Source organism: Mycoavidus sp. B2-EB (genome assembly GCF_014218255.1).
Taxonomy (GTDB): domain Bacteria; phylum Pseudomonadota; class Gammaproteobacteria; order Burkholderiales; family Burkholderiaceae; genus Mycoavidus.
Map to the genome: position 1 here is coordinate 1356288 of NZ_AP021872.1, position 21340 is coordinate 1377627.

Genomic DNA, 21340 nt, shown 5'->3' on the forward strand with positions numbered 1-21340 from the left:
ATTTTACTTATAGAGCCAATAGGAAATTCCAGCCAATTTAGCGCCACTCGCAATATAAAGATTCATTGCCCTAAGATGGCTTGTCTGGGTTGCCACGCACAATTGCTTAATATTAAGTCCCGCACACCAGTGCTGTGCAGACTGGATTAATGATTTACCTGAACCGCAGCCAGCCCGCTCATGGCGGACTGCTAGCAGGCCAATACGCGCTACATCGTGCGCCAATTTACGCAAAGTAATAAACCCATGAATTCCGATTTTGTCTTCAATCACAAGGCTCACATCATCGAAAAGACCGTGTACCGCGTTTTCCGCCCAAACTTCGTAGAAGCGATCGCGCTCCTGGTTAGTGTACCAAGGCATGCGGAAACGACTAAAAGAAAATAGCCCTTTTACGATAGCGCGTACAGCGGGGATATCCTGTTCCGAGGCAACACGATAAAGTGGCTTATCGGCCAATGTATCAATCGGTAATATGAAATCAGCCTCACCTTCGACAAATTGGAAACCAAGAGGAGTGAGCTGATCGACTAACTCCAGCCGATTGGCTGGAATCTTGCTCTGTACTATATCAAAGTCTGTGAACGCTATTTGCGCTGGCGGAGCGCCTTTATTATCAAAAACCAGCCTGGCGCAATTGCGAGCGAAAAATTCACTTTCCCATGCAAGCGGCTCAAGTTTGACGCTCAGCGTATGCTCTTCGCATTGCGCATCTGTGTATTGCTGTTGAATGATATGGTTCAATTGCACTACAGCGGCCCCCTTATTGGAATTCTTTTACCTGCGCTCTCTACTAGCGCCAGTGATAAGCTACCTATTTTCAAGCGCTTTCTCTAATTTTGAGAAATTTCATTCTAGCGCAAAATCTTCCCTTCCCTTCCTTTCTTTCTACTTATTCCTAAAGAGATATGACTGCTGTTCATTTAGGATGAATAGCCTGGGATTCGGGAGTTCTTTAAGCTTTTCCTCCTGACTTAGCGATAGGGTTTCGAGGGCGTTGAGCGCCATCTGGGGCGTATTGAAGTTTGTAGTTAATTGTTTGAGAACTAGGAGCAAACTCGTATTGGAGTTACCTCCTCTTGAACTGCCCCCCAGAAGTTGGCGACATTCCGATAACCAGACGATAACGTAAGCCGGAAAACAACAATGGCTTACAGACGCGAATCTGTAAGCCATTGATTTTATTGGTCGGGGCGAGAGGATTTGAACCTCCGACCACATGCACCCCATGCATGTACGCTACCAGGCTGCGCTACGCCCCGAAGAAGGCAAGAATTATAACAGAGCAAAAATGTGGGTTGGTGTTTCTCGAATAAAACAAAGTTGTTTTAACGGATTATTTTTGCAAAATTTTAATCACTTGCTCAATCTCAGCACGTAACTGACTAAGATCCAGCGCATGAGTTTGCGGTGGAGATTCAAACTCGCTCGTCAATGGGTTACCCTCAACGCACATTTGATGGCTATCCAAGCGATTGCGCGCGCCATTAATCGTGAAACCTTGTTCATAGAGTAGCTCCCGAATGCGGCGAATCAAGAGGACTTCATGATGCTGATAGTAGCGCCGGTTGCCACGCCGCTTAACCGGCCTAAGCTGAGTGAATTCTTGCTCCCAATAACGCAATACATGCGGCTTTACAGCACAGAGTTGACTCACTTCGCCAATCGTAAAGTAGCGTTTTGCAGGAATCGGAAGCAATGTTACTTTTTGCTGCACCACTGAACTCACCTCAACCGGCTATCAAAGCGGCGTATACGCTGATGCCTGCACCGACGGCATATTAGATTCAACCAGTGTCTTAAGTTTTTGGCTGGCATGGAACGTGACGACTCGGCGCGCCGCGATTGGGATCGTTTCTCCAGTCCTCAGATTGCGCCCAGGCCGTTGCGGCTTATCACGTAACTGGAAGTTGCCAAAGCCGGATAGCTTTACGCTCTCTCCTCTTTCAAGTGCGCTGCCAATCGATTCGAAAAAAGCGTCCACCATTTCTTTGGCTTCACGTTTATTTAAACCTACCTGATCAAATAAAAATTCAGCCAGTTCGGCTTTGGTCAGGGTTGGCGTTTCACCTTCTCTCTCAACCAACGCTTCACTTTGAGCGCTTTCGCATAAGCTGTTAGGTGAATCTTCTGGTAACTTTTCCTGCTCTAACATCGCCCGTTGCTCCACTAAATCTGCGCTCCATTCTATGGCATTCATACTTTTTAAGCTGTCAATTACGCAAGCGCACATCATAGGCGTGCACCAGGCGATCAACCAAAGTTTTAATGGCTAAATCAATCATTGCATCTTGCAAAGTTCCTTCAGTATCTTGCAAGGTTATTCGAAACGCAAGACTTCTTTGCTGCGGAAGTTGCGCATCCGTTTCTGCTTGAGGGCGAAATTCATCAAACAGTGTAATCTGCTGTACATATTTGCAGGCTTCATCAGCTCGCGCTTTTTGCATTTCGTCAAGCAGTTCCTGCGCCTTAATTTGATCGCTAACAAGCACCGCAATATCACGCCGTACAGGCGGGAATTTGGCAACCTCAAGCGCCGTTGGCACAGCCCGTTCGCACAACGCGTTTAGATCAACCTCAAAGAAAATAGGCGCACGCGGTAAATCATATTTTTGTAACCAGCGTGGATGTAACTCACCCAGCCAACCGGCCGGCTTGCCTGCCAGCTCAATCTGTGCGCTACGCCCTGGATGCAAGGCAGGATGCTCCGCTGCCGTAAAGCGCGGCGTAGCCGGCGCAAAAAGCGCCTCCAAATCCCCTTTAAGGTCAAAAAAATCCACCCAACGTGTCGCCACCCCCCATTGCTCCGGCCACACCGGCCCATAGGCTAACGCGCTCACCAATGATTGCTGATTTAACCCAGCCACCGTTAAAGCGCCTGCTGGCGCAGCTGGGTCTAAAGAGAATGCTCGCCCCACTTCAAATAGGCGAATCTGCGCAGCTTTACGCTTGAGGTTATAACTCAGCTGATTGACTAAGCCGCCAAGCAATGTGCTACGCATCACCGAGAGTTGACTTGCAATCGGATTTAATACCCGCACGGGTGCCGCATTGCCAGCAAAATCTTGCTCCCATGCTTCATCTACAAAACTAAAATTAATCGTTTCCGTATAGCCAAGCGCAGCCAATTGATGCCGGATCGCATGCACTGAACGCCGAGTCTCCGTCGCCTCACGCATGATATTAAGGGCAACTGGCAGGCGCGCTGGGATCTTCTCAAAGCCATAAACGCGCGCCACCTCTTCTATCAGGTCGGCTTCAATTTCAAGGTCAAAACGATAAGATGGGGGCGTAACAATAAATTGCTCATCTTGAAACTCGAAAGATAAACCAAGACGCGTCAATATTTCTGCAATTTCATTGACGCTTATAGCCACCCCAATGATACGGCTCGCGCGGGTAGCGTCTAACGCCACTGGCGCACGGTCTGGCAGCGCAATCACTTGATCGTCAATCGGCCCAGCTTCCCCACCACAAATATCGACAATCAAGCGGGTCATATATTCAAGCTGAGCAACGGTAGCCGCATAATCCACACCGCGCTCAAAACGATGCGCGGCTTCAGTGGTGAAATTATACCGGCGTGCACGCCCACGAATGCTATCTGGCCACCAGAATGCAGCTTCGAGATAGATATTGCATGTATCTAGCGAGACCGCGGCATAATCCCCACCCATCACGCCAGCCATACTTTGCACAGCCTGTTGATCAGCAATCACGCCGATGGTCTGATCCAACTCAACCGTATTTCCATTGAGTAATTTGAGCGATTCGCCACCCTGTGCCCAACGCACTTCAAGCGGGCCTTGCAGTTTATCAAGGTCGAAGATATGCGTTGGCTGACCCAATTCCAGCATTACGTAATTGGAAATATCGATCAACGCTGAGATACTGCGCTGACCGGCACGCTCAAGACGTTCTACCATCCATTTAGGAGTTTGCGCGCGCGCGTTTACATGGCGCATCACCCGCCCTGAAAAACGCCCGCAAAAATCGCGGGCGGCAACTTGAACCGGCAGAATTTCCGTCAAAGTCGTGGCAACGAACTCAAACTGAGGTTGGCGCAAAGGTGCGCCAGTGATCGCTGAGACTTCGCGGGCAATTCCTAAAATCGACAAACAATCTGCCCGATTAGGCGTCAGTTTAATGTCAAAAATCATCTCATCCAGGTGCAACGCTTGCCGAATATCTTGCCCAAGCGGCGCATCTGCTGGCAAAATCAGCAAACCGACGCCATCACCTGAGATTTGAAGCTCGCGCGCCGAACACAACATGCCCTGGCTTTCTACGCCGCGCAACTTGCTCCGCTTAATCCGAAAAGGCGCGCCACCCGCCTCTGCCGCGGGCAACTCCGCCCCGATCAGCGCACATGGCACCTTACAACCCACGGCAACATTGGGTGCACCGCAGACAATGGTAAGTAACTCAGCCACGCCAACGTCAACTTGGCACACATTCAGCCGGTCCGCATCTGGATGCTTAACCACTTCTCGTATTTGCCCCACAACCACCTTTGAGGTCGGTGGCGCGACGACGCGCAGCGCTTCAACTTCAAGCCCCGCCATAGTCAACGTATGGGCCAATGACTCCGTCGATAAAGTTGGATCAACCAAGCTCCTTAACCAGGATTGCGGGAATTGCATGACACACTCTGTAAAAATAAATCGATAGAAAATTAAGCAAACTGCTGCAAAAAGCGCACATCGCCTTCAAAAAAGTGGCGTAGATCTTGCACGCCATAACGTAACATCGTCAGTCGCTCCAAACCACTGCCAAAGGCAAAGCCGGTATAGCGCTCTGGGGCAAAACCCATATTGCGAATCACACTTGGATGGACTTGGCCTGCGCCAGAAATCTCGAGCCATTTTCCAGCATTTTTGCCTTGCTCAAACAGCATATCGATTTCAGCAGAAGGCTCAGTAAATGGAAAGTAAGACGGACGAAAACGCACTTGCAAATCATCGCGCTCAAAAAAGCGCCGCAAAAATTCTGTATAAACGCCTTTGAGATCAGCAAAGCTGATGTTTTCATCAATCCAAAGCCCTTCTACTTGATTAAACATCGGAGAATGTGTTGCGTCGCTATCTACGCGATACGTGCGTCCTGCAGCGATCACCCTGATGGGTGGCTGCTTCATACGTGCATAGCGAACCTGCATCGGGCTGGTATGTGTGCGTAATAGCAAAAGCTGATCATTCTCATCCCGTGCATCGATATAAAATGTATCTTGCATTGAGCGCGCCGGATGATTTAGCGGGCTATTCAGCGCAGTAAAGTTGTACCAGTCCGTTTCAATTTCAGGCCCTTCGGCTAGATCAAAGCCAATCGAGCGAAAGATCTGTTCTACCCGTTCCCAGGTCTGCATCACAGGATGCAAACTCCCCTTACGCACGCCTCGGCCAGGTAAGGTGACATCCATCGCCTCCGCCGCAAGGCGCTGTTGCATCAGCTTATCCGCTAATTGCTCACGCCGCGTGCGCAGCATTTCTTCCACTTGCTGCTTGGCGAGATTAATCTGTACCCCTTCGCGCTTGCGCGTCTCCGCATCAAGCCGGCCAAGTGCTTTTAAAAGCTCCGTCAACTGTCCCGCTTTGCCAAGAAAACGGGCTTTCTCATTTTCGAGCGAAACCGTATCGGCTGCTTGCGCGAAAGCATGACGAGCATCAGCGACAATCTGCTCCAAATCCATCAGTTTTTCCAAATATAACGTTGCTGCAAACGCTACAATGAAAATGGGGTTCAGCAAGAACCCCATATTTCAAAGCACTATAAAATTGCCTCAACACAATTGCGCGAGGCGCCTCAATAGGGTAATAGTTAGTTTACAACCACTGTTTTAACCTGCTGAACAATCGCTGCAAATGCGGCTTTATCCATCACCGCCATATCGGCTAGAACTTTACGGTCCAATTCAATCGCCGCTTTTTTCAGGCCATTCACAAATACGCTATACGTCATATCATGCTCGCGCACTGCTGCATTGATACGTGTAATCCACAAAGCGCGGAAAACGCGCTTTTTATTACGGCGGTCGCGGTAGGCATACTGCCCCGCTTTCATAACGGCTTGTTTGGCAACCCGATAGACATTTTTACGACGGCCACGATACCCTTTAGCAGCATCAATGACTTTTTTATGACGGGCCCGTGCAGTGACCCCACGTTTAACTCGAGGCATGGTTTTCTCCTGTTCCTATGAGTGTGAGATCAAGCAAATGGAAGCATGGCGCGCACCGCGCCCAGATCAGCCGCACACACTTGTGTGCTACCCCGCAAATGACGCTTATTTTTAGTCGTCTTTTTGGTAAGGATATGGCGCTTAAAAGCTTGGCCCCGTTTAACGGTTCCGCCTGGACGCACCACAAAGCGCTTAGCTGCGCTTTTCTTGGTTTTCATTTTAGGCATTACAACTCCTGTTTTTCGAACATGAATCAAAGGTGTGCAGCTTATCTACGCTACCCTTAAACAACCTTTGACCACTTATACCGGCAATTATCCGCCGAATTTTTTAGCGACCCCGCAAACTTACCACGTCATCGCTAAAACCTTGCGCTACATAGCCATTAAGCTATTCAGCTATTTTTTCTTCTTAGGTGATAACACCATCACAATCTGTCGCCCTTCCATCTTGGGCATTTGCTCAACCTGACCATGCTCTTCCAGGTCAGCGCGCAAACGCTCAAGCATACGCATACCAATTTCCTGGTGAGCCATTTCACGGCCTCGAAAACGCAAAGTGACTTTGGTTTTATCGCCTTCTTCAAGAAAGCGCGTCAAATTACGCAATTTGACATTGTAATCGCCATCATCTGTGCCCGGGCGGAATTTGACTTCCTTGACCTGAATCACTTTTTGTTTCAGCTTTGCCTCATGCGCTTTCTTGGCTTCCTGGTATTTAAACTTACCATAATCCATTAAGCGGCACACTGGCGGGGCCGCTTGAGGCGCAATTTCGACTAAATCAATCTCGGCTTGTTCCGCTAAACGCAAAGCTTCAGCCAACTTTACAATACCAATGGCCTCGCCATCCACACCCAACAAACGCACTTCGGGCGCTGTAATTCCGCTATTTAGGCGGTGCAAAGACTTATCTGTAGCGATGTTATTTCCTTTTTAAATTCAAAAAACCACTGTGCTGAATACGCTTAACTTAACCAAACGCGTTATAAAACTACCTTATTATAAAAGGCGCTTTTTAAGCGATGTTATTTAAAGCACGACATTTCATTGTGCAAACTCACAACAAAGTCGTTAAGCGAGACCACACCTCGATCTACGCCACTACGCGCACGCACAGCGACCGTTTTAGCATCCCGTTCCCGGTCACCCACAACCAGCAAATACGGGACCTTACGTAACGTATGTTCACGTATTTTATAGTTAATTTTTTCATTGCGCAAATCAGCTTCAACCCTGAAGCCCTGCTTTTTCAGTGTTTCAGCAACCTCGCCCGCGTAAGTCGCTTGACTTTGGGCGATATTCAACACCACCGCCTGAATTGGCGCGAGCCATACCGGCAACGCACCAGCATGGTGTTCAATTAAAATTCCAATAAAGCGCTCCATTGACCCCAATACAGCCCGATGCAGCATCACTGGTCGGCGGCGGCTATTATCTTCTGCTACATATTCAGCATCTAATCTTTCTGGCAAGACGAAATCAAGTTGCAGCGTGCCACACTGCCATGAACGGCCCAGCGCATCTTTAATATGATATTCAATCTTGGGCCCATAAAAAGCGCCTTCGCCTGGCAACTCTTGCCACTTTAAATTGCAGGCGGATAAAGCCTGACGCAAACCCTCTTCTGCACGCTGCCAATCTGCATCGGAACCCGCGCGCTGCTCAGGGCGTAGCGATAATTTAATTTCAATGTCCGTAAAACCAAAATCTTTATAAATCTCCATCGCCAATGTATTAAAGGCGATCGATTCAGCAATAATTTGTTCTTCCGTACAAAAAATATGCGCATCGTCTTGTACAAAACCGCGTACACGCATTAAGCCATGTAATGCGCCCGATGGCTCATTACGGTGACACGAACCAAATTCCGCCAAGCGCAGTGGCAAATCACGATATGAGTGCAGCGTGTGATTAAAAACTTGGACATGCCCCGGACAACTCATCGGTTTAATCGCATAGTCACGTTTTTCAGATTCAGTCGTGAACATATTTTCACGATAGTTCTGCCAATGACCGGAGCGTTCCCATAACCCACGATCAATCACCTGTGGCGTACGAATTTCACGATAGCCAGCAACGGTAAGGCGAGCTCGCATATATTGTTCAATTTGTTGCCATATCGCCCAGCCTGACGGATGCCAAAATACCATGCCCGGAGCATTATCTTGCAAATGAAAAAGATCAAGCTGCTTGCCAAGTTTGCGATGATCACGCTTTTCAGCTTCTTCTAGCTGGTACAAATAAGCATCTAACTGTTCCTGGGTCGCCCAAGCCGTACCATAAATCCGTTGCAACTGTTGATTACGCGCGTCGCCCCGCCAATATGCGCCAGCTACTTTCAATAATTTGAAGGCTTTTAATTTACCCGTGTTCGGCACATGCGGGCCGCGGCATAAGTCCGTGAAATCTCCATGCGAATACAATGTAATCACTTCGCCTGGTGGAATTGACTCGATAAGCTCAGCTTTGTAATGTTCGCCAATCCCATTAAAATAATGAATCGCTTGCTCGCGCGGCATTTCTCGGCGCAACACCGCTTCGTTGCGCTTCACTAGCTCGCGCATGTGTTTTTCAATTTTCTCAAGGTCTTCTGGCGTGAACGGGCGACTATACGCAAAATCATAATAAAACCCATTTTGGATCACAGGTCCGATCGTCACCTGGGCTTCCGGATAAAGGTCTTTAACTGCATAAGCAAGTAAATGAGCTGCTGAATGACGGATGATGTTCAGGCCCTCTTCATCCTGACCTGTAATAATCGCCAAAGATACATCACGTTCAATGAGCGCTGAAGTATCAACCGGCTTTCCATCAAGGCGCGCGCCAAGCGCTGCTTTAGCAAGCCCGGGGCTAATTGAGGCCGCCACTTCAGCCACCGAGACTGGGCGCTCAAAGTCACGCACGGAGCCATCAAGTAAATGTACTGAAATCATCAAGCGCTCCTAGCCGCCATTTAGAAGCCAATAACTTCTAGCGCAGCTATACAAAAAAGAATAGCAAAAAATGCGGTCTTAACCATCTCCCGTTAAGACCGCATTAGTGTCAATCAAATGAAATATTCGTTGGTAGGCTCGATTGGATTCGAACCAACGACCCCCACCATGTCAAGGTGGTGCTCTAACCAACTGAGCTACGAGCCTAAAGAAGCACGCATTTTAAAGGTTTTTTTTATAAAAGCCAATATCGATTTTTGCTTATAACTCCGCAATGAGAGGCAATTCAAGCTTCAGCATATGCCCAAGGTTATCTGCTATCAATGCACATTTGACACATTTGCTCCAGCATAACGATACTACGGCTACCCACTCAATGCGGCTTGCTCAAATTCTGAAACTGGGCCGCAATATCTCTGAGGGATAGTTGCGCCTGAACTTGGTTCAGAAAAATACCAATAAAAATCGCCAACATAAACAATGTGATGGTTCCTTTGACAGGCTGACCATATGCCATAAGATCCAATTTTTCCGCGCCTTTAGCTAAAAATCCGAACGACAAATCGACTAAAACTAAAATCAGCACCATTGGCGCTGCTAGCTTACAAATAATTTCCATCAATGTATCTGTCTGACGCAAGACGAATGATTCAAGTATCGAGCCTGCTACAGGCGTTAAACTCCCAATCGGCCACCATTGGAAAGATTGGTAAAGCGCGCCCAGCAAGAAAATCATACCGCCCAAAACCCAAAAAGCGGCAATTGTAAGTTGCTCTAACAAAGAAGAAATAGGGGTACTAATATCTTGACGCATTGGGTTACTGATTTGAATATTATTAAAACCCGCCAAATCGTCAATTAATACCCCAATACCAGAAGCCGCCCAAAAAATAGTCGAAGCAGCAAAACCCAGTATTAACCCTAACATAGCCTCTTTGCCTACGACTAACAGCATCATCAGCGCAGGCATTTCTTGCAAACTCACTGGCTGGCCATAAGCAACAAAAGAACCAAACATGATGGCGACACCATTTCTAGCCGTACCTTGCAAAATTTGGTCGCTTAAAGCGGGCAAAACCACTAGGACAATCAAAATTCGCACACTGCATAATCCAATCGTCATTAACAACCCAATGAACGATTCCGTAAGATGGTGCAACAATAGCAAGTCTTCCATAACCCACTCCTAGAGATTATGTTTTGCGTCATCGCGTAAGCGCCGTTGCGCTAATAAAGCTTCTTCCGCCTCTTCATCTAGTGCATTCTCAGCAGCACGCAATTGTGCACGGCGCGCTACGCTCACCAGCTTAGAATAAGCCTCAATTTGCGCCTCGTTTTTGGCTATGCGTTGACGCGTCTCGCGTATTTCTGCTTCTTTGGCTTGCACCGCTTTTTGGAGCGGTACTAACTCAGCTTCTAGCTGCTTATGCCGCTCATTCACCAGATTAAGATACTGCCAGGCCGCTTCCAATTCAGCGATTTTAAGCAACACCTCGCCACTCATCATATGACTAATAACAGTCGTACGTGTTTGCTGCTCTTGCAATTGCTCAGCGATTTCGTCATTCTTTGCGGCAACTGCTTGCATCCGCTCAGCATATTCGGCGCGTTGCATAGCATAGGTTTTTTCTAGCTTTTCCGCGAGCCGCTTACGCGCAGCGAGCAATGTAGTAAACGCTATCATTCGACGATCTTTCATTCGCTGACGAGCTCCTGTAGCGTTTCAATGGTCTCCATCGGATCGGCAAGCGCATCTGTGCGCTGCGTTAGCAAACTACGGATCGCCTCGATTTTTGAGATTGCCTCATCTGCCACAGGGTCACTGCCTGGTTGATATTCACCAAGCTGTAATAGGGTTTCTACTTCACGATGCTTGGCCAATAAACGTCGCACGCGCGCCGCCGCCTCCCGGTGCGACTCTGGAGTAACCTGATGCATAACGCGCGATAAGCTGCCCAGCACGTCAATTGCCGGGTACTGATTACGGGCAGCAATCTCACGCGATAAAATAATATGGCCATCAAGAATACTGCGCACTTCCTCAGCCACTGGATCGCTACTATCTTCATCTTCCATAAGCACCGTATAGAGTGCTGTAATAGAACCTTTATCTGATGTGCCTGCACGCTCTAGCAAACGCGGCAATTCCGCAAATAGCGAAGGGGGAAAGCCACGCCGGGTAGGCGGCTCGCCCGCCGCTAACCCAATTTCACGCTGTGCACGCGCAAAACGAGTCAAGGAATCCATCATTAACAGAACACGTAATCCTTGATCACGAAAATATTCAGCAATCGTAGTCGCTACATAACTGGCCTTCGCGCGTTCAATTGAAGAACGGTCTGAGGTTGCACAGACAACCACCGAGCGCGCTAACGCTGTTTCGCCAAGGATCTGCTCAATAAATTCACGTACTTCACGACCGCGCTCGCCAATTAATGCGATGACACTCACATCACAGGCTGAGCCTCGCGCAAACATGCCCATCAGCGTGCTTTTGCCTACTCCGGCCGGGGCAAAGACCCCTACTCGCTGACCATCGCCGAATGTCATAAATGCATCCACTGCGCGCACACCCGTATAAAACGGCTCGTCGATTAACCGACGACTCATTGGGTCAGGTGGATCGGCTAAAATCGGCCGCAGTGCCTCATATTCAAGTGGACCACGCTGATCAATAGGTGCGCCTAGCGCATCAATCACACGGCCCAACAGTTGCGGCCCAACTTTAACGGATAGCGGACGCCCTAGACCCATTACGCGGGTAGCGCGTGAGAGGTGGGTTAAGCTACCAAAAGGGGAAAGAATTGCAACGTTCTGGGCAAAACCAACCACTTCAGCATATTGCAGTAGCTTGCCCTCTGGACTGCGCAATTCGCACATCTCGCCCAGTTTAACCTCAATACCTGTAGCGCGAATCAGCGTACCGGTGACTTCGATGACTTTGCCAGCTTGCTGGACAGACGGCCGTAACCTGAGCTCGTGCTCAATTAAATCAGTCAGGCCTTGAAAATCGCGCAATTGTTTCATTTGATCTAACCTGCAGACGGTGGATGAGGTTTTGTAGAAACTTTTTCAGAACTGACTTTGTCTGGATCTTTTTCATCTAAACCTTCCTTGTTTGGATCTTCCTCATCTGAATCTTCCTCGTCTGAATCTTCCTCGTCTGAATCTTCCTCGTCTGAATCTTCCTCGTCTGAATCTTCCTCGTCTGAATCTTCCTCGTCTGGATCTTCCTCGTCTAAATCTTCGTCATCCAGCTCTTCTTGATTTTCATTAAACTCTTCTTCCTCTAACTGCTGCTCATCGAATGCTTCTTCATCTACATTCACCTCGCTGGCTACAGCGTGGGGCGCTTGCGCAATGTCTGTGGTGAGAGCTCGCTCAATAGCAGCGCGTAGCGCTTGCAATTGAATGTCTAAACTTGCATCGACAATGCCAAAATCAGATTCACAGATGCACGCTCCGAGCGCAAGTCGCCTATCTGAGCGCACAATTAATTTGATTGGCCGGCCTAATTGACCTAGCTTACTGACAAATTTTTCAAAGGTCTGTTGAGCCGCTTCGAGCTGAGATGGATTAACCGAGACAGCAAGCGAAGAAGCGCCCTCAACAATTTGATCCAAAGTCGACAGAGCGCGCACAAATAAGGTTTTGGTATCTTCTGTTTGCACTATTTGCTCAACCGCTGAGATGACCAATCCTGCCAGCCGCTCGCGCATGCGCAAACGAATCTGCTGATAATCACTCATGGCCGCTAAAGCGCGTTCATACCATTCCTCAACCGCCTGCGCTTGGCCTTCCGCATACCCTTTTTTGTAAGCGTTTTCATATGCTTCTTTAGCTTTCTCTTCGAGTTCGCGCTGCCCTTGTTCTCGCTCGCCAGCGAGTGCTGCAAAGCCATCCTCCAGCTCAAGCAAACGCCCAAGCGCAGCAGCAGGAATCACCTCTCCCTCAATGCCGATGCCTGCTTGCGCGAGCTTGGCAGCATTAGCGCGCTTTGGATAGCGCAGCCAGATCAACATAGCTCCCCCCCATTTAAATCAGGCAACATTGCCAACACCGCCTCACTGCCATTAGGATCAAATCGCGCATCAATACCGCCATCTTGCTTGCGCGTCGCCATGACCCATGGCAACGGTGCCTGCTCGCGTGGAAAATGCATTTTCAACCAAGCAAACGGGCCGGTTGGCACCCATATGCGATCACGCCCAAATAAACAAAGCCCTTCCCATTCAAGCTCTGCTTGCTGCAAAGCAGCGAACGGTTTCATCTCAAACGAACGCTCCAACAGCCCTGTTTGCGGAGATCCGGGTAAAGCCATCAGTTGATCCAACTCCGCCGCATCCAGCCAAGTACGCAGTAGTGCTCGGCTTTTCCGGTCAATACTGTGACGCAGCTCACTACGACGAAACGCCAATGCCCGCAAACGGAAACACTGTAATGCCTGGGGACTCGCTAAAGCGCCTAACTTACCTGACAGCCCTTGGAAGTCGTGCAATCGAGGGAGTTTTATATCTGCCAGCGCAAATAAAGCACGCGTACATTTAAGTCCCTCGCCCTGGTAACCGAGCCCCGCCAGCTTAGCTAATCCACCCCACCAAGAGGCATGAATATAGCGCGGCAACACCGTAAGATTTCTACTATAAGCGGCAATTAATGCAGCATACTCTTGGTGTGTAGCAAGTAGCGACTCCTGTGCAACCATGGTGCCCAACTCCCATTTTGCTTTTGATTAGAGTCAAATTTATGACCCACTCGCATTTTTCTTGCGTGAACCTTTTGTCAATGTTTGGACTTGCTGCACAATTTTACGTAAATGTTGATTTGCCATCAGCACATCACGTTTTAACCAAGCTAATACGGCACCCGCTCCAACTAGTAACGCGATGAACACGATGCAGAGTGTTTTTAGCCAGCCTACGGCATTGTCTGGATTAGCGATTGCCGTATTAATGGGCTCCGCAGGTACAGTAATTACGCTCACTTGCTCGTAAGATAAGCCTTCAATGCTATGCACCACCAAATTTTTGATTTGCGGCGAGAGCGTAGCGACATTCGCGTCAGGGCGATATTTAATGAATACCGATGCCGAAGAAGGTTGTGCATGCTGCGCTAGCGGATCATTATTAGGCAATACAATATGCACACGAGCGGTCACTACGCCATCTATTTCTGATAGCGTGCGTGAAAGCTCTTGTGAAACACCATAAATAAAACGCACCCGCTCTTCAGTTGGAGTCGATACCAAACCGTCTTTCTTAAACATATCCCCTAAATTAGAGAACTTTTGCTGAGGTAGTCCTTTAGCGCGCAACACTTCCATTGCGCGCACCACTTGATCGCCCGAAACAGCAATGCTCCAGGTCTTGCCACCATCAGGACTCGATTTACGCGCATCCACACCTGCTTGCAGTAGCGCAACGATCATTTCATTTGCGTCATGTTCACCCAGGTTGCCATAAAGCTCTTTCTGGCAAGCCGCCAGCAGCGCTATTAGCGCAATCGCGGCGAACAAGCGCCAACGTCTGCCAAACTGGGTATAAAACATAGTTATTGATTCCTGAAAAGAGTCTCAACTGATTTTTTAGCACCATCTACGACGGCTAATTTGCCTTGCATATTAAAGTTAGTCGTCATCATTTCTAGCGAAACTTGCATCGAGGCCGCGTGCATTTGTTGTGGACTCATATTGGGCATATTATCGATCAAGCCAATCGCATTTTGCATCGAATGTCGTAGCATTGCATCTTGTTCTTGTGCAACTTGGCCAATCACGGATACACCGTGCGAAGTCTGTTCCGAGGCAACGAGTAGGCTATCGCCATTTAACATTCCTTCAAATTTTTGTACCTGCGCTTCGTTTTGTTGGGCAACATAAGTCGGATTGCTAAGCGAGGTTAAGTCAGACGGCATGGCAGAAGTTACCTGCGCAGTTAAGAAAGGATCCATGATTTATACTCCTCAAAACTCACTAAAATTTAAACATTAGGCACGTGGGAAATATTCAGTACTTGTATTAAGAGCCTCTACCTGCGCTGCTGAGCCCTCTTCCAGACTCTTAACCGTTTGTATTTCATTGGGGTCAAGCCTACCCTCAGCAAACGCTATGTATTCTTGCAGCAAAGCAATCAATTTCACCGCTTCTGGCGGTTCGTTGGCTTCTATCACTTCGTCAGCCAGAATGCTCCATTTAGGATCTCGCTGCCTCAATAAGCAAAAAGCCAAGAGGGCTTTACCATAATTAAAATTGGGCCGTAGACTAATAATGCGATTAAGCGTCCTGACCGCATCATCAAGTAAGCCTCGCTTCATAAGTAGCATGGCGTCATAGACTTCAAACTCAAGTAAATTCGGCCGCAAAATGCGTACAACGTTGATCATCAATTCAATATCACCTGGGTCTGGCCCATCACCATCTTTTGCTTGAAAAGTGCCGTCGCCAGCAAGCGCAGCACTAATCACATCGATCAAGCCCCAGATCACTTCATCATCACAATCAAGGTAGGTCATCATGCTCTCTCTTAGTTAGCGCATCGACTACTTCTAGGCAATGCAGAGTTCAAATATGCCTTGAGCATAAGCAAGCCGTACTTAATCTGGGCGATCAAACCGAAATTATGGTACGTGAAGCGAAGTCGTTTGAATAACGACTCCTTAGAGGTTTAGCGGATAAGGAAGATGCTGCCCCGAATATCGTGAGCCGCCCTTCTGGCACTCCCTCACACACTAAGCAATTTTTTCTTAGCGCAAAAAGGATGCCAGTTTTCACGCATTGATATTATTTTTTATCAGCGGGGCGAGACTTGCCGACTATATTTGATTTGACAGTAATCGGTGATTTTACTGCAGTGCCAATGGCCAGCCCTTGCTGTTGGAGCTTAGCCACTGACTTTTGGCCCAATCCCTTCACGCGCGCAGCTAAATCGGCCATATCTTGATATGGGCCATGCGTATCACGTTCTCTAACAATAGCCTCTGCTTTGACCGAGTTAACCCCTTTTATGCTTTGCAAAGTGGCTGCATTAGCCGCATTCACATCGACTGCGACTTGCGCATAGGCGGAATGGATAACGCTGATGAAGGTTGTTAGGATGGATACAATAAATAACAGATTTTTGAGCATGCTGGCTCTCCTTTGGCAGTGTGATTAACGCAATGCCCTAGTTAGCATTGCTTAAGGAGACCAGTGTAGGCGCTATGCGCAATCAATTATAGCTGGCCAATCAGCCAATTTACATAACGTGTAACGCCTTGCTCAACATTCAAAAATGGGGCGCTATAGCCAATTTTGCGTAACTGCGTTAAATCAGCTTGGGTAAAACATTGATATTTGCCGCGTAGCGCATCTGGAAAAGGGATATATTCAATCAAGCCCTGCGCCACCAGCTCTGCAAGCGGTAAAGCCGCTTCACCACCGGCGCGGCGCAAAGCATTCACCACACTTACCGCAATATCATTAAAAGGCTGAGCTCGGCCACTCCCCAAATTAAAAATGCCTGATTGCTGAGGATGATCGAAGAAGTGCAAATTCACTTTGACGACATCTTCGACCGATACAAAATCACGCAGCTGCTGCCCAGCTGCATAGCCATTGTACTCGCCAAATAGTTTCACCCGGCCCTGCGCCCGAAATTCATTAAAATTATGCAAAGCGACCGAGGCCATACGTCCTTTATGAGCTTCACCGGGTCCATAAACATTAAAATAGCGAAAACCAGCAATCTGAGTTTGTGTCATCGGCAATTTGCGACGTACAAATTGATCGAATAAGAATTTAGAGTAGCCATAAACATTCAGTGGCCGCTCGCAAGTACGCGTTTCGGTGAAGTGCTGGCTCCCTCCGTAAATCGCCGCAGATGATGCGTATAAGAAAGGAATCTGTTGCACACCGCAGATTTCGAGCAATGAGCGGCTATACGCAAAGTTATTCTCCATCATATAACGACCATCGCTAGCCATCGTATCCGAACACGCGCCTTGATGAAAAACCGCACGTATTCTGCCAAACGCACCGCGCGCAAAACGTTCGATAAATTCAGTTTTATCGAGATAATCTGCGAGCTCACACTCCACTAAATTTTTAAATTTATCAGAACGCGTTAAATTATCGACTGCAATAATATTATCTTCGCCACGCGCGTTTAAAGCTTTGACCAGATTACTACCAATAAAACCCGCGGCACCCGTTACAATCAAAGTCATCAATATATTCCTTACAGTTTTAAGCTACCTCGTGGCAAGACATCTGATCACCTATGCAGCATCAAACTTGCTTCACTTTTTCGTCAGAGGTAGGGAAAAGTTCTTCGTATTCTACCGCCGCTGCGCCAAATTTACCAACGACAATGCCCGCCGCCCGATTCGCATAAATAACTGCGTCAGCCAGCGGCATCCCTGCTGCCAATAGGGCAGCCAATGTAGCGATCACCGTATCTCCCGCACCTGCCACATCATAAACTTCGCTGGCCACCGTATTAATATGCAACACGTGCTCACCGTGATAAAGCGTCATGCCTTCTTCTGAGCGTGTGAGTAATAAAGCCTCAATATCAAGCGCCAAACACAACTGCGTAACGCGTTGCCTAAGATCGTCTTCCGATTGCCAGTTACCCGTCACGGCACGCAGCTCGGCGCGGTTTGGAGTAATCAGCGTGGCGCCGCGATAAGACGTCCAGTCATCGCTCTTCGGATCGACCAGCACCGGCTTGCCAGCAGAACGGGCGGTGGCAATCATATCTGCAATATAAGGCGCTAAATACCCTTTGCCATAGTCAGACAGCAATACCACGGCTTGCTTGGCCAGCAATGCTTTAAAGTCTGTCAATCCAGTTGACGGCGTTTCAGGCGTTACTTTTTTTTCGAAATCAACGCGCAATAATTGCTGCTGGCGCGATACAACACGCAGCTTAACTGTTGTCAGACGCGTGCAATCACGCTCAAGGTAGGCAGCAACGCCACTTTCAGCCAGTAGCTTATCGAGCTGGCGACCCGCTTCATCATCACCCACTACGCCAATTAAGCTCGCTTGCGCACCAAGCACCGCAATGTTGCACGCAACATTAGCCGCCCCGCCTGGACGCTCCTCGCAACGCTGGACATGCACTACCGGCACTGGCGCTTCAGGAGAAATACGAGCCGTATCGCCAAACCAGTAACGATCAAGCATCACATCTCCCACCACCAATACATGCGCGAGGGCCAGTTGCTCCCCCACCGCTGATGTACGGCGGCAAGTTTGCCTCAGCACCTTCTCATCTACAATCGTCATAGCCCCCCTTTTTCAGTAAAGGCAGCAAATACATTAAAGTCCTTCATAAACCCGACCTATAGCATGATATTCAATGCCTAATTCGCTCATCTCGGCAGGTTCATATACATTGCGGCCATCAAAAATCAAAGGTTTTTTGAGCTGTGCACGTAAACGCTGGAAATCAGGATTCTTAAATTCATCCCATTCTGTAACCACCACCAGCGCATCTGCTCCCTCGACGGCTTGCATAGGATCATCCAAGAATGACAAACGGGCATATGCAGCCGGCGCATTCTGCAAATCAAGCGCAAAAACACGCCGAGCTTCGTCCATTGCCACCGGATCGTAAGCCACCACCTGAGCGCCACGCGCTAATAATGCAGCAATCAATATTCGACTTGGCGCTTCGCGCATATCATCGGTGTTAGGCTTGAATGCCAGCCCCCAAACAGCAAACCGAAAAGCGGACAAGTCCTCACCCAAGCGCGCAACCATTTTTCGCACTAACACCTGCTTTTGTTCATCATTCACCGCTTCAACTGCAGACAAGAGAGGTAAAGATTGATGATATTCACTGGCGGTGCGAATTAAAGCTTGCACATCTTTTGGAAAACAAGAGCCGCCATAGCCACATCCTGCTGATAGAAAATGATCACCAATCCGCGGGTCAGTGCCAATGCCACGGCGCACTGCTTCAATATCAGCTCCCATGCACTCAGCCAAATTAGCCAGTTCGTTAATAAAAGAAATACGGGTTGCTAACATTGCATTCGCCGCGTACTTGGTTAATTCAGCCGAACGCACGTCCATTTGCAAAATACGCTTATGGTCACCGTTAAATGGCGCATATAAGCACTTCATGATTTCGGCGGCACGCGCGCCATTTTGATCATTGTCGCAACCCAGCACAATCCGGTCTGGTCGCATAAAATCACCAATCGCCGCACCTTCTTTCAGAAACTCAGGATTCGAGACAACGGAAAACGAGTGCTCTACTGCACGCGCGGCAAGCTCTACTGCAATCGTTTGCTGTACGCGTTGCGCAGTGCCAACCGGGACTGTCGATTTATTCACGATCACTTTAAAACCCTGCATGTGTTGGCCGATATTACGTGCCGCCGCTAACACATATTGCAGATCGGCCGACCCATCTTCGTCCGGCGGCGTACCTACAGCGATGAATAAAATGTCACCATGCGCGGCACCTGCTGCAAGATCAGTCGAAAAATGAATCCGGCCGGCTGCGCGGTTACGCGCAATTATTTCTTGTAGTCCAGGTTCATAAATAGGAACCCCACCCTGATTCAAAAGATCGATTTTATGCGCCGCGACATCAATGCAAAATACATGATTGCCCGTCTCCGCCAAACAAGCTCCGGTGACTAGACCCACATAACCCGTGCCGATAATCGTAATCTTCATGTGTTCTTATTTGTTTTGATAAAACTCAATAGAGTCAATACTGTTAGCGAAAAGAAAATCCAAGTCTAGCCATGCGACATAGATTCAGTACGGCACGGCGCATAGGTTTCCCAGCCACGGCATCCCGGACATTGCCAATAAAACAGCCGAGCGCGAAAACCACAATCCCGACAAATATAGCGTGGCAAATTTTTTGTACGCTGGACTAATAGCCTACGCATTAACTCAAACTCGCTTCGGTGTGCCTCTGTAGCCGTGGCCCGTTGCGCCTCAAGCAGTCTAATCATGCCGGCTAAATTGGGCGCTTTTTGCATTTGCGCTCGTGCCAATGCATGCGCGGCCTCAATTCCTTGCTGCTCCGCAATATAAGGATACGCAATATCTAATAGATCATTTGACGCATAGCGCTCAAGATAGTCAATCAATAAGCGGCTACCTTGTTCCGCGTGCCCCAATTGCTCATAAGCACGCATTAACTTTTCAGCGACGAGTGGCAGATATGTCGCGTTTGCTTTCTCAATTTGCGTCCATGCATCTATAGCAGAGGTTAGGTTTCCCAACACAAATTCAACGTCACCCTGCAGAATAATTGCTCGTGGATTGGCCGGATCAGCCACCAGCGAACGCTCAAGCTCACTACGCGCCTCGTCGATTTGTTTATGCTGCAAAGCCTCCTCAGCGAGCTCGCAGTAAAACTGTGCGATCTGCTTGCGGCAAGGCTGCACGCCCAACGCTTCGAGCCGCTCGGCAATTACAATGGCCCGCCGCCAATCTTTTTGAATACTATAAATTGTTAATAAACTACGTTGCGCTTCACTTGCATAAGTTCCTGTCACCAACAGCTCAAACGCGGCTTCGGCGCGATCAAAAAGACCGGCTTTCAGAAAGTCTTGCCCTAATTCATAAAGCGCATGATCCCTTTCAGCCACTGGCAAATCAGTACGATTAAGTAAATTCTGGTGAACTCGAATTGCACGCTCCGTTTCACCTCTGCGACGAAATAAATTGCCTAACGCGAAATGGAGTTCCGTGGTTTCAGGATCGAGTTTGGCAACCTCAATAAAAGCATCGATTGCTTTATCGTGTTGTTCACTTAGCAAAAAATTAAGGCCGCGGAAATAAGAGCGCGGCAGATTCGCCCCCTCCGCTAGCAAATGTTTAAGATCAAAACGTGCCGCCATCCAGCCCAAACCAAAAATGAGCGGAATAACCAGCAGCCACCAGAAATCAAGATCCATGCGCAGACCGTACTTATAGTTGTGATTAGATCAATGGCGACGGCAATTCATCACGCGCATTCGGTAGTTCACGTACACGCTTGAGCTCACGCTTAAGGCGCCCAATTTCAAATTGCCGGTGAAAATTTGTAGGAAGCGTAAAAAGTAATCCAGCGCATACACCTACGGCAAAGAAAGCAAACCCAATCGTAATTAAAGGTGCTTGCCAACTATATCCCGCAAAAAAATTCAAGATTACGGTTTGCGTATTAGCCAGTGCCAATAACAACATTACTGCAAACACAAGAAGACGAACCAACCAAACTAGAAAGCGCATGC

General features: G+C 48.4%; 23 protein-coding genes and 2 tRNA genes. All 25 read right to left on the reverse strand.

Annotated features, from left to right (window positions below):
• Positions 1-3 precede the first annotated feature (3 nt).
• Positions 4-750, reverse strand: a complete 747-nt coding sequence (rffC, locus tag MPB2EB_RS05930; protein ID WP_185181434.1) for a dTDP-4-amino-4,6-dideoxy-D-galactose acyltransferase — start codon at positions 748-750, stop codon at positions 4-6.
• 435 nt (positions 751-1185) lie between these two features.
• Positions 1186-1262 (reverse strand) — tRNA-Pro (locus MPB2EB_RS05935).
• A gap of 74 nt (positions 1263-1336) precedes the next feature.
• The gene (locus MPB2EB_RS05940) at positions 1337-1729 is read right to left on the reverse strand and encodes a MerR family transcriptional regulator (protein ID WP_185181435.1); all 393 of its coding nucleotides are present in this window, start codon (positions 1727-1729) and stop codon (positions 1337-1339) included.
• Between the two features lie 12 nt (positions 1730-1741).
• On the reverse strand, positions 1742-2200 hold the full coding sequence (locus tag MPB2EB_RS05945) for an integration host factor subunit alpha (RefSeq protein ID WP_370576588.1): 459 nt from the start codon (positions 2198-2200) through the stop codon (positions 1742-1744).
• Positions 2201-2213: 13 nt separating this feature from the next.
• A complete protein-coding gene (gene pheT, locus MPB2EB_RS05950) occupies positions 2214-4643 on the reverse strand; it encodes a phenylalanine--tRNA ligase subunit beta (RefSeq protein WP_185181436.1) in 2430 nt (809 codons plus the stop codon).
• A 32-nt stretch (positions 4644-4675) separates the two neighbouring features.
• Complete coding sequence (gene pheS, locus MPB2EB_RS05955) at positions 4676-5689, reverse strand: phenylalanine--tRNA ligase subunit alpha (protein WP_185182680.1); 1014 nt, start codon at positions 5687-5689, stop codon at positions 4676-4678.
• Positions 5690-5817: 128 nt separating this feature from the next.
• On the reverse strand, positions 5818-6177 hold the full coding sequence (gene rplT, locus MPB2EB_RS05960; protein WP_185181437.1) for a 50S ribosomal protein L20: 360 nt from the start codon (positions 6175-6177) through the stop codon (positions 5818-5820).
• A 29-nt stretch (positions 6178-6206) separates the two neighbouring features.
• The gene (gene rpmI / locus MPB2EB_RS05965) at positions 6207-6404 is read right to left on the reverse strand and encodes a 50S ribosomal protein L35 (RefSeq protein WP_185181438.1); all 198 of its coding nucleotides are present in this window, start codon (positions 6402-6404) and stop codon (positions 6207-6209) included.
• A 171-nt stretch (positions 6405-6575) separates the two neighbouring features.
• Positions 6576-7082 carry a translation initiation factor IF-3 gene (infC, locus tag MPB2EB_RS05970; RefSeq protein ID WP_081677994.1) on the reverse strand — a complete coding sequence of 169 codons (507 nt, stop codon included), beginning with the start codon at positions 7080-7082 and terminating at the stop codon, positions 6576-6578.
• 122 nt (positions 7083-7204) lie between these two features.
• Positions 7205-9112 (reverse strand): threonine--tRNA ligase, encoded by a 1908-nt coding sequence (gene thrS, locus MPB2EB_RS05975; protein ID WP_185181439.1) that lies wholly within the window; start codon positions 9110-9112, stop codon positions 7205-7207.
• 130 nt (positions 9113-9242) lie between these two features.
• Positions 9243-9319 (reverse strand) — tRNA-Val (locus MPB2EB_RS05980).
• 166 nt (positions 9320-9485) lie between these two features.
• Complete coding sequence (gene sctT / locus MPB2EB_RS05985; RefSeq protein WP_185181440.1) at positions 9486-10289, reverse strand: type III secretion system export apparatus subunit SctT; 804 nt, start codon at positions 10287-10289, stop codon at positions 9486-9488.
• 9 nt (positions 10290-10298) lie between these two features.
• Positions 10299-10811, reverse strand: coding sequence for a hypothetical protein (locus tag MPB2EB_RS05990; RefSeq protein ID WP_185181441.1), 513 nt, complete (start codon positions 10809-10811; stop codon positions 10299-10301).
• Complete coding sequence (gene sctN / locus MPB2EB_RS05995; RefSeq protein WP_185181442.1) at positions 10808-12139, reverse strand: type III secretion system ATPase SctN; 1332 nt, start codon at positions 12137-12139, stop codon at positions 10808-10810. Before sctN ends, MPB2EB_RS05990 begins: the two co-directional genes overlap by 4 nt.
• Before the next feature lie 5 nt (positions 12140-12144).
• The gene (sctL, locus tag MPB2EB_RS06000) at positions 12145-13134 is read right to left on the reverse strand and encodes a type III secretion system stator protein SctL (protein ID WP_185181443.1); all 990 of its coding nucleotides are present in this window, start codon (positions 13132-13134) and stop codon (positions 12145-12147) included.
• Positions 13128-13817, reverse strand: a complete 690-nt coding sequence (locus tag MPB2EB_RS06005; RefSeq protein WP_185181444.1) for a type III secretion protein HrpB4 — start codon at positions 13815-13817, stop codon at positions 13128-13130. Before MPB2EB_RS06005 ends, sctL begins: the two co-directional genes overlap by 7 nt.
• 39 nt (positions 13818-13856) lie before the next feature.
• Positions 13857-14660, reverse strand: a complete 804-nt coding sequence (sctJ, locus tag MPB2EB_RS06010; protein ID WP_185181445.1) for a type III secretion system inner membrane ring lipoprotein SctJ — start codon at positions 14658-14660, stop codon at positions 13857-13859.
• A 2-nt stretch (positions 14661-14662) separates the two neighbouring features.
• On the reverse strand, positions 14663-15061 hold the full coding sequence (locus MPB2EB_RS06015) for a hypothetical protein (protein ID WP_185181446.1): 399 nt from the start codon (positions 15059-15061) through the stop codon (positions 14663-14665).
• A 36-nt stretch (positions 15062-15097) separates the two neighbouring features.
• Positions 15098-15625: an HrpB1 family type III secretion system apparatus protein gene (locus tag MPB2EB_RS06020; protein WP_185181447.1), complete on the reverse strand. Its 528-nt coding sequence runs from the start codon at positions 15623-15625 to the stop codon at positions 15098-15100.
• 265 nt (positions 15626-15890) lie between these two features.
• Positions 15891-16235: a helix-hairpin-helix domain-containing protein gene (locus tag MPB2EB_RS06025; protein WP_185181448.1), complete on the reverse strand. Its 345-nt coding sequence runs from the start codon at positions 16233-16235 to the stop codon at positions 15891-15893.
• 86 nt (positions 16236-16321) lie between these two features.
• Positions 16322-17314 (reverse strand): ADP-glyceromanno-heptose 6-epimerase, encoded by a 993-nt coding sequence (gene rfaD / locus MPB2EB_RS06030; protein WP_185181449.1) that lies wholly within the window; start codon positions 17312-17314, stop codon positions 16322-16324.
• Positions 17315-17375: 61 nt separating this feature from the next.
• Positions 17376-18380 carry a D-glycero-beta-D-manno-heptose-7-phosphate kinase gene (gene rfaE1 / locus MPB2EB_RS06035; RefSeq protein WP_185181450.1) on the reverse strand — a complete coding sequence of 335 codons (1005 nt, stop codon included), beginning with the start codon at positions 18378-18380 and terminating at the stop codon, positions 17376-17378.
• A 33-nt stretch (positions 18381-18413) separates the two neighbouring features.
• Positions 18414-19784, reverse strand: a complete 1371-nt coding sequence (locus MPB2EB_RS06040; RefSeq protein WP_185181451.1) for a UDP-glucose/GDP-mannose dehydrogenase family protein — start codon at positions 19782-19784, stop codon at positions 18414-18416.
• A gap of 65 nt (positions 19785-19849) precedes the next feature.
• On the reverse strand, positions 19850-21022 hold the full coding sequence (gene lapB, locus MPB2EB_RS06045; RefSeq protein ID WP_185181452.1) for a lipopolysaccharide assembly protein LapB: 1173 nt from the start codon (positions 21020-21022) through the stop codon (positions 19850-19852).
• A gap of 25 nt (positions 21023-21047) precedes the next feature.
• Positions 21048-21338, reverse strand: a complete 291-nt coding sequence (locus MPB2EB_RS06050; RefSeq protein ID WP_185181453.1) for a lipopolysaccharide assembly LapA domain-containing protein — start codon at positions 21336-21338, stop codon at positions 21048-21050.
• Between the last annotated feature and the right edge of the window lie 2 nt (positions 21339-21340).

Bases quoted from the DNA above. Each gene is read 5' to 3' on its own strand.
- MPB2EB_RS06015 (WP_185181446.1), bottom strand. From the start codon at position 15,061: ATGGATCCTTTCTTAACTGCGCAGGTAACTTCTGCCATGCCGTCTGAC.
- MPB2EB_RS05945 (WP_370576588.1), bottom strand. From the start codon at position 2,200: ATGAATGCCATAGAATGGAGCGCAGATTTAGTGGAGCAACGGGCGATG.
- sctJ (WP_185181445.1), bottom strand. From the start codon at position 14,660: ATGTTTTATACCCAGTTTGGCAGACGTTGGCGCTTGTTCGCCGCGATT.
- MPB2EB_RS06020 (WP_185181447.1), bottom strand. From the start codon at position 15,625: ATGATGACCTACCTTGATTGTGATGATGAAGTGATCTGGGGCTTGATC.
- MPB2EB_RS05990 (WP_185181441.1), bottom strand. From the start codon at position 10,811: ATGAAAGATCGTCGAATGATAGCGTTTACTACATTGCTCGCTGCGCGT.
- pheT (WP_185181436.1), bottom strand. From the start codon at position 4,643: ATGCAATTCCCGCAATCCTGGTTAAGGAGCTTGGTTGATCCAACTTTA.
- MPB2EB_RS06050 (WP_185181453.1), bottom strand. From the start codon at position 21,338: ATGCGCTTTCTAGTTTGGTTGGTTCGTCTTCTTGTGTTTGCAGTAATG.
- MPB2EB_RS06040 (WP_185181451.1), bottom strand. From the start codon at position 19,784: ATGAAGATTACGATTATCGGCACGGGTTATGTGGGTCTAGTCACCGGA.
- sctL (WP_185181443.1), bottom strand. From the start codon at position 13,134: ATGTTGATCTGGCTGCGCTATCCAAAGCGCGCTAATGCTGCCAAGCTC.
- rfaE1 (WP_185181450.1), bottom strand. From the start codon at position 18,380: ATGACGATTGTAGATGAGAAGGTGCTGAGGCAAACTTGCCGCCGTACA.
- MPB2EB_RS06025 (WP_185181448.1), bottom strand. From the start codon at position 16,235: ATGCTCAAAAATCTGTTATTTATTGTATCCATCCTAACAACCTTCATC.
- rplT (WP_185181437.1), bottom strand. From the start codon at position 6,177: ATGCCTCGAGTTAAACGTGGGGTCACTGCACGGGCCCGTCATAAAAAA.
- sctT (WP_185181440.1), bottom strand. From the start codon at position 10,289: ATGGAAGACTTGCTATTGTTGCACCATCTTACGGAATCGTTCATTGGG.
- rfaD (WP_185181449.1), bottom strand. From the start codon at position 17,314: ATGACTTTGATTGTAACGGGTGCCGCGGGTTTTATTGGTAGTAATCTG.
- pheS (WP_185182680.1), bottom strand. From the start codon at position 5,689: ATGGATTTGGAGCAGATTGTCGCTGATGCTCGTCATGCTTTCGCGCAA.
- rpmI (WP_185181438.1), bottom strand. From the start codon at position 6,404: ATGCCTAAAATGAAAACCAAGAAAAGCGCAGCTAAGCGCTTTGTGGTG.
- thrS (WP_185181439.1), bottom strand. From the start codon at position 9,112: ATGATTTCAGTACATTTACTTGATGGCTCCGTGCGTGACTTTGAGCGC.
- MPB2EB_RS06005 (WP_185181444.1), bottom strand. From the start codon at position 13,817: ATGGTTGCACAGGAGTCGCTACTTGCTACACACCAAGAGTATGCTGCA.
- sctN (WP_185181442.1), bottom strand. From the start codon at position 12,139: ATGAAACAATTGCGCGATTTTCAAGGCCTGACTGATTTAATTGAGCAC.
- lapB (WP_185181452.1), bottom strand. From the start codon at position 21,022: ATGGATCTTGATTTCTGGTGGCTGCTGGTTATTCCGCTCATTTTTGGT.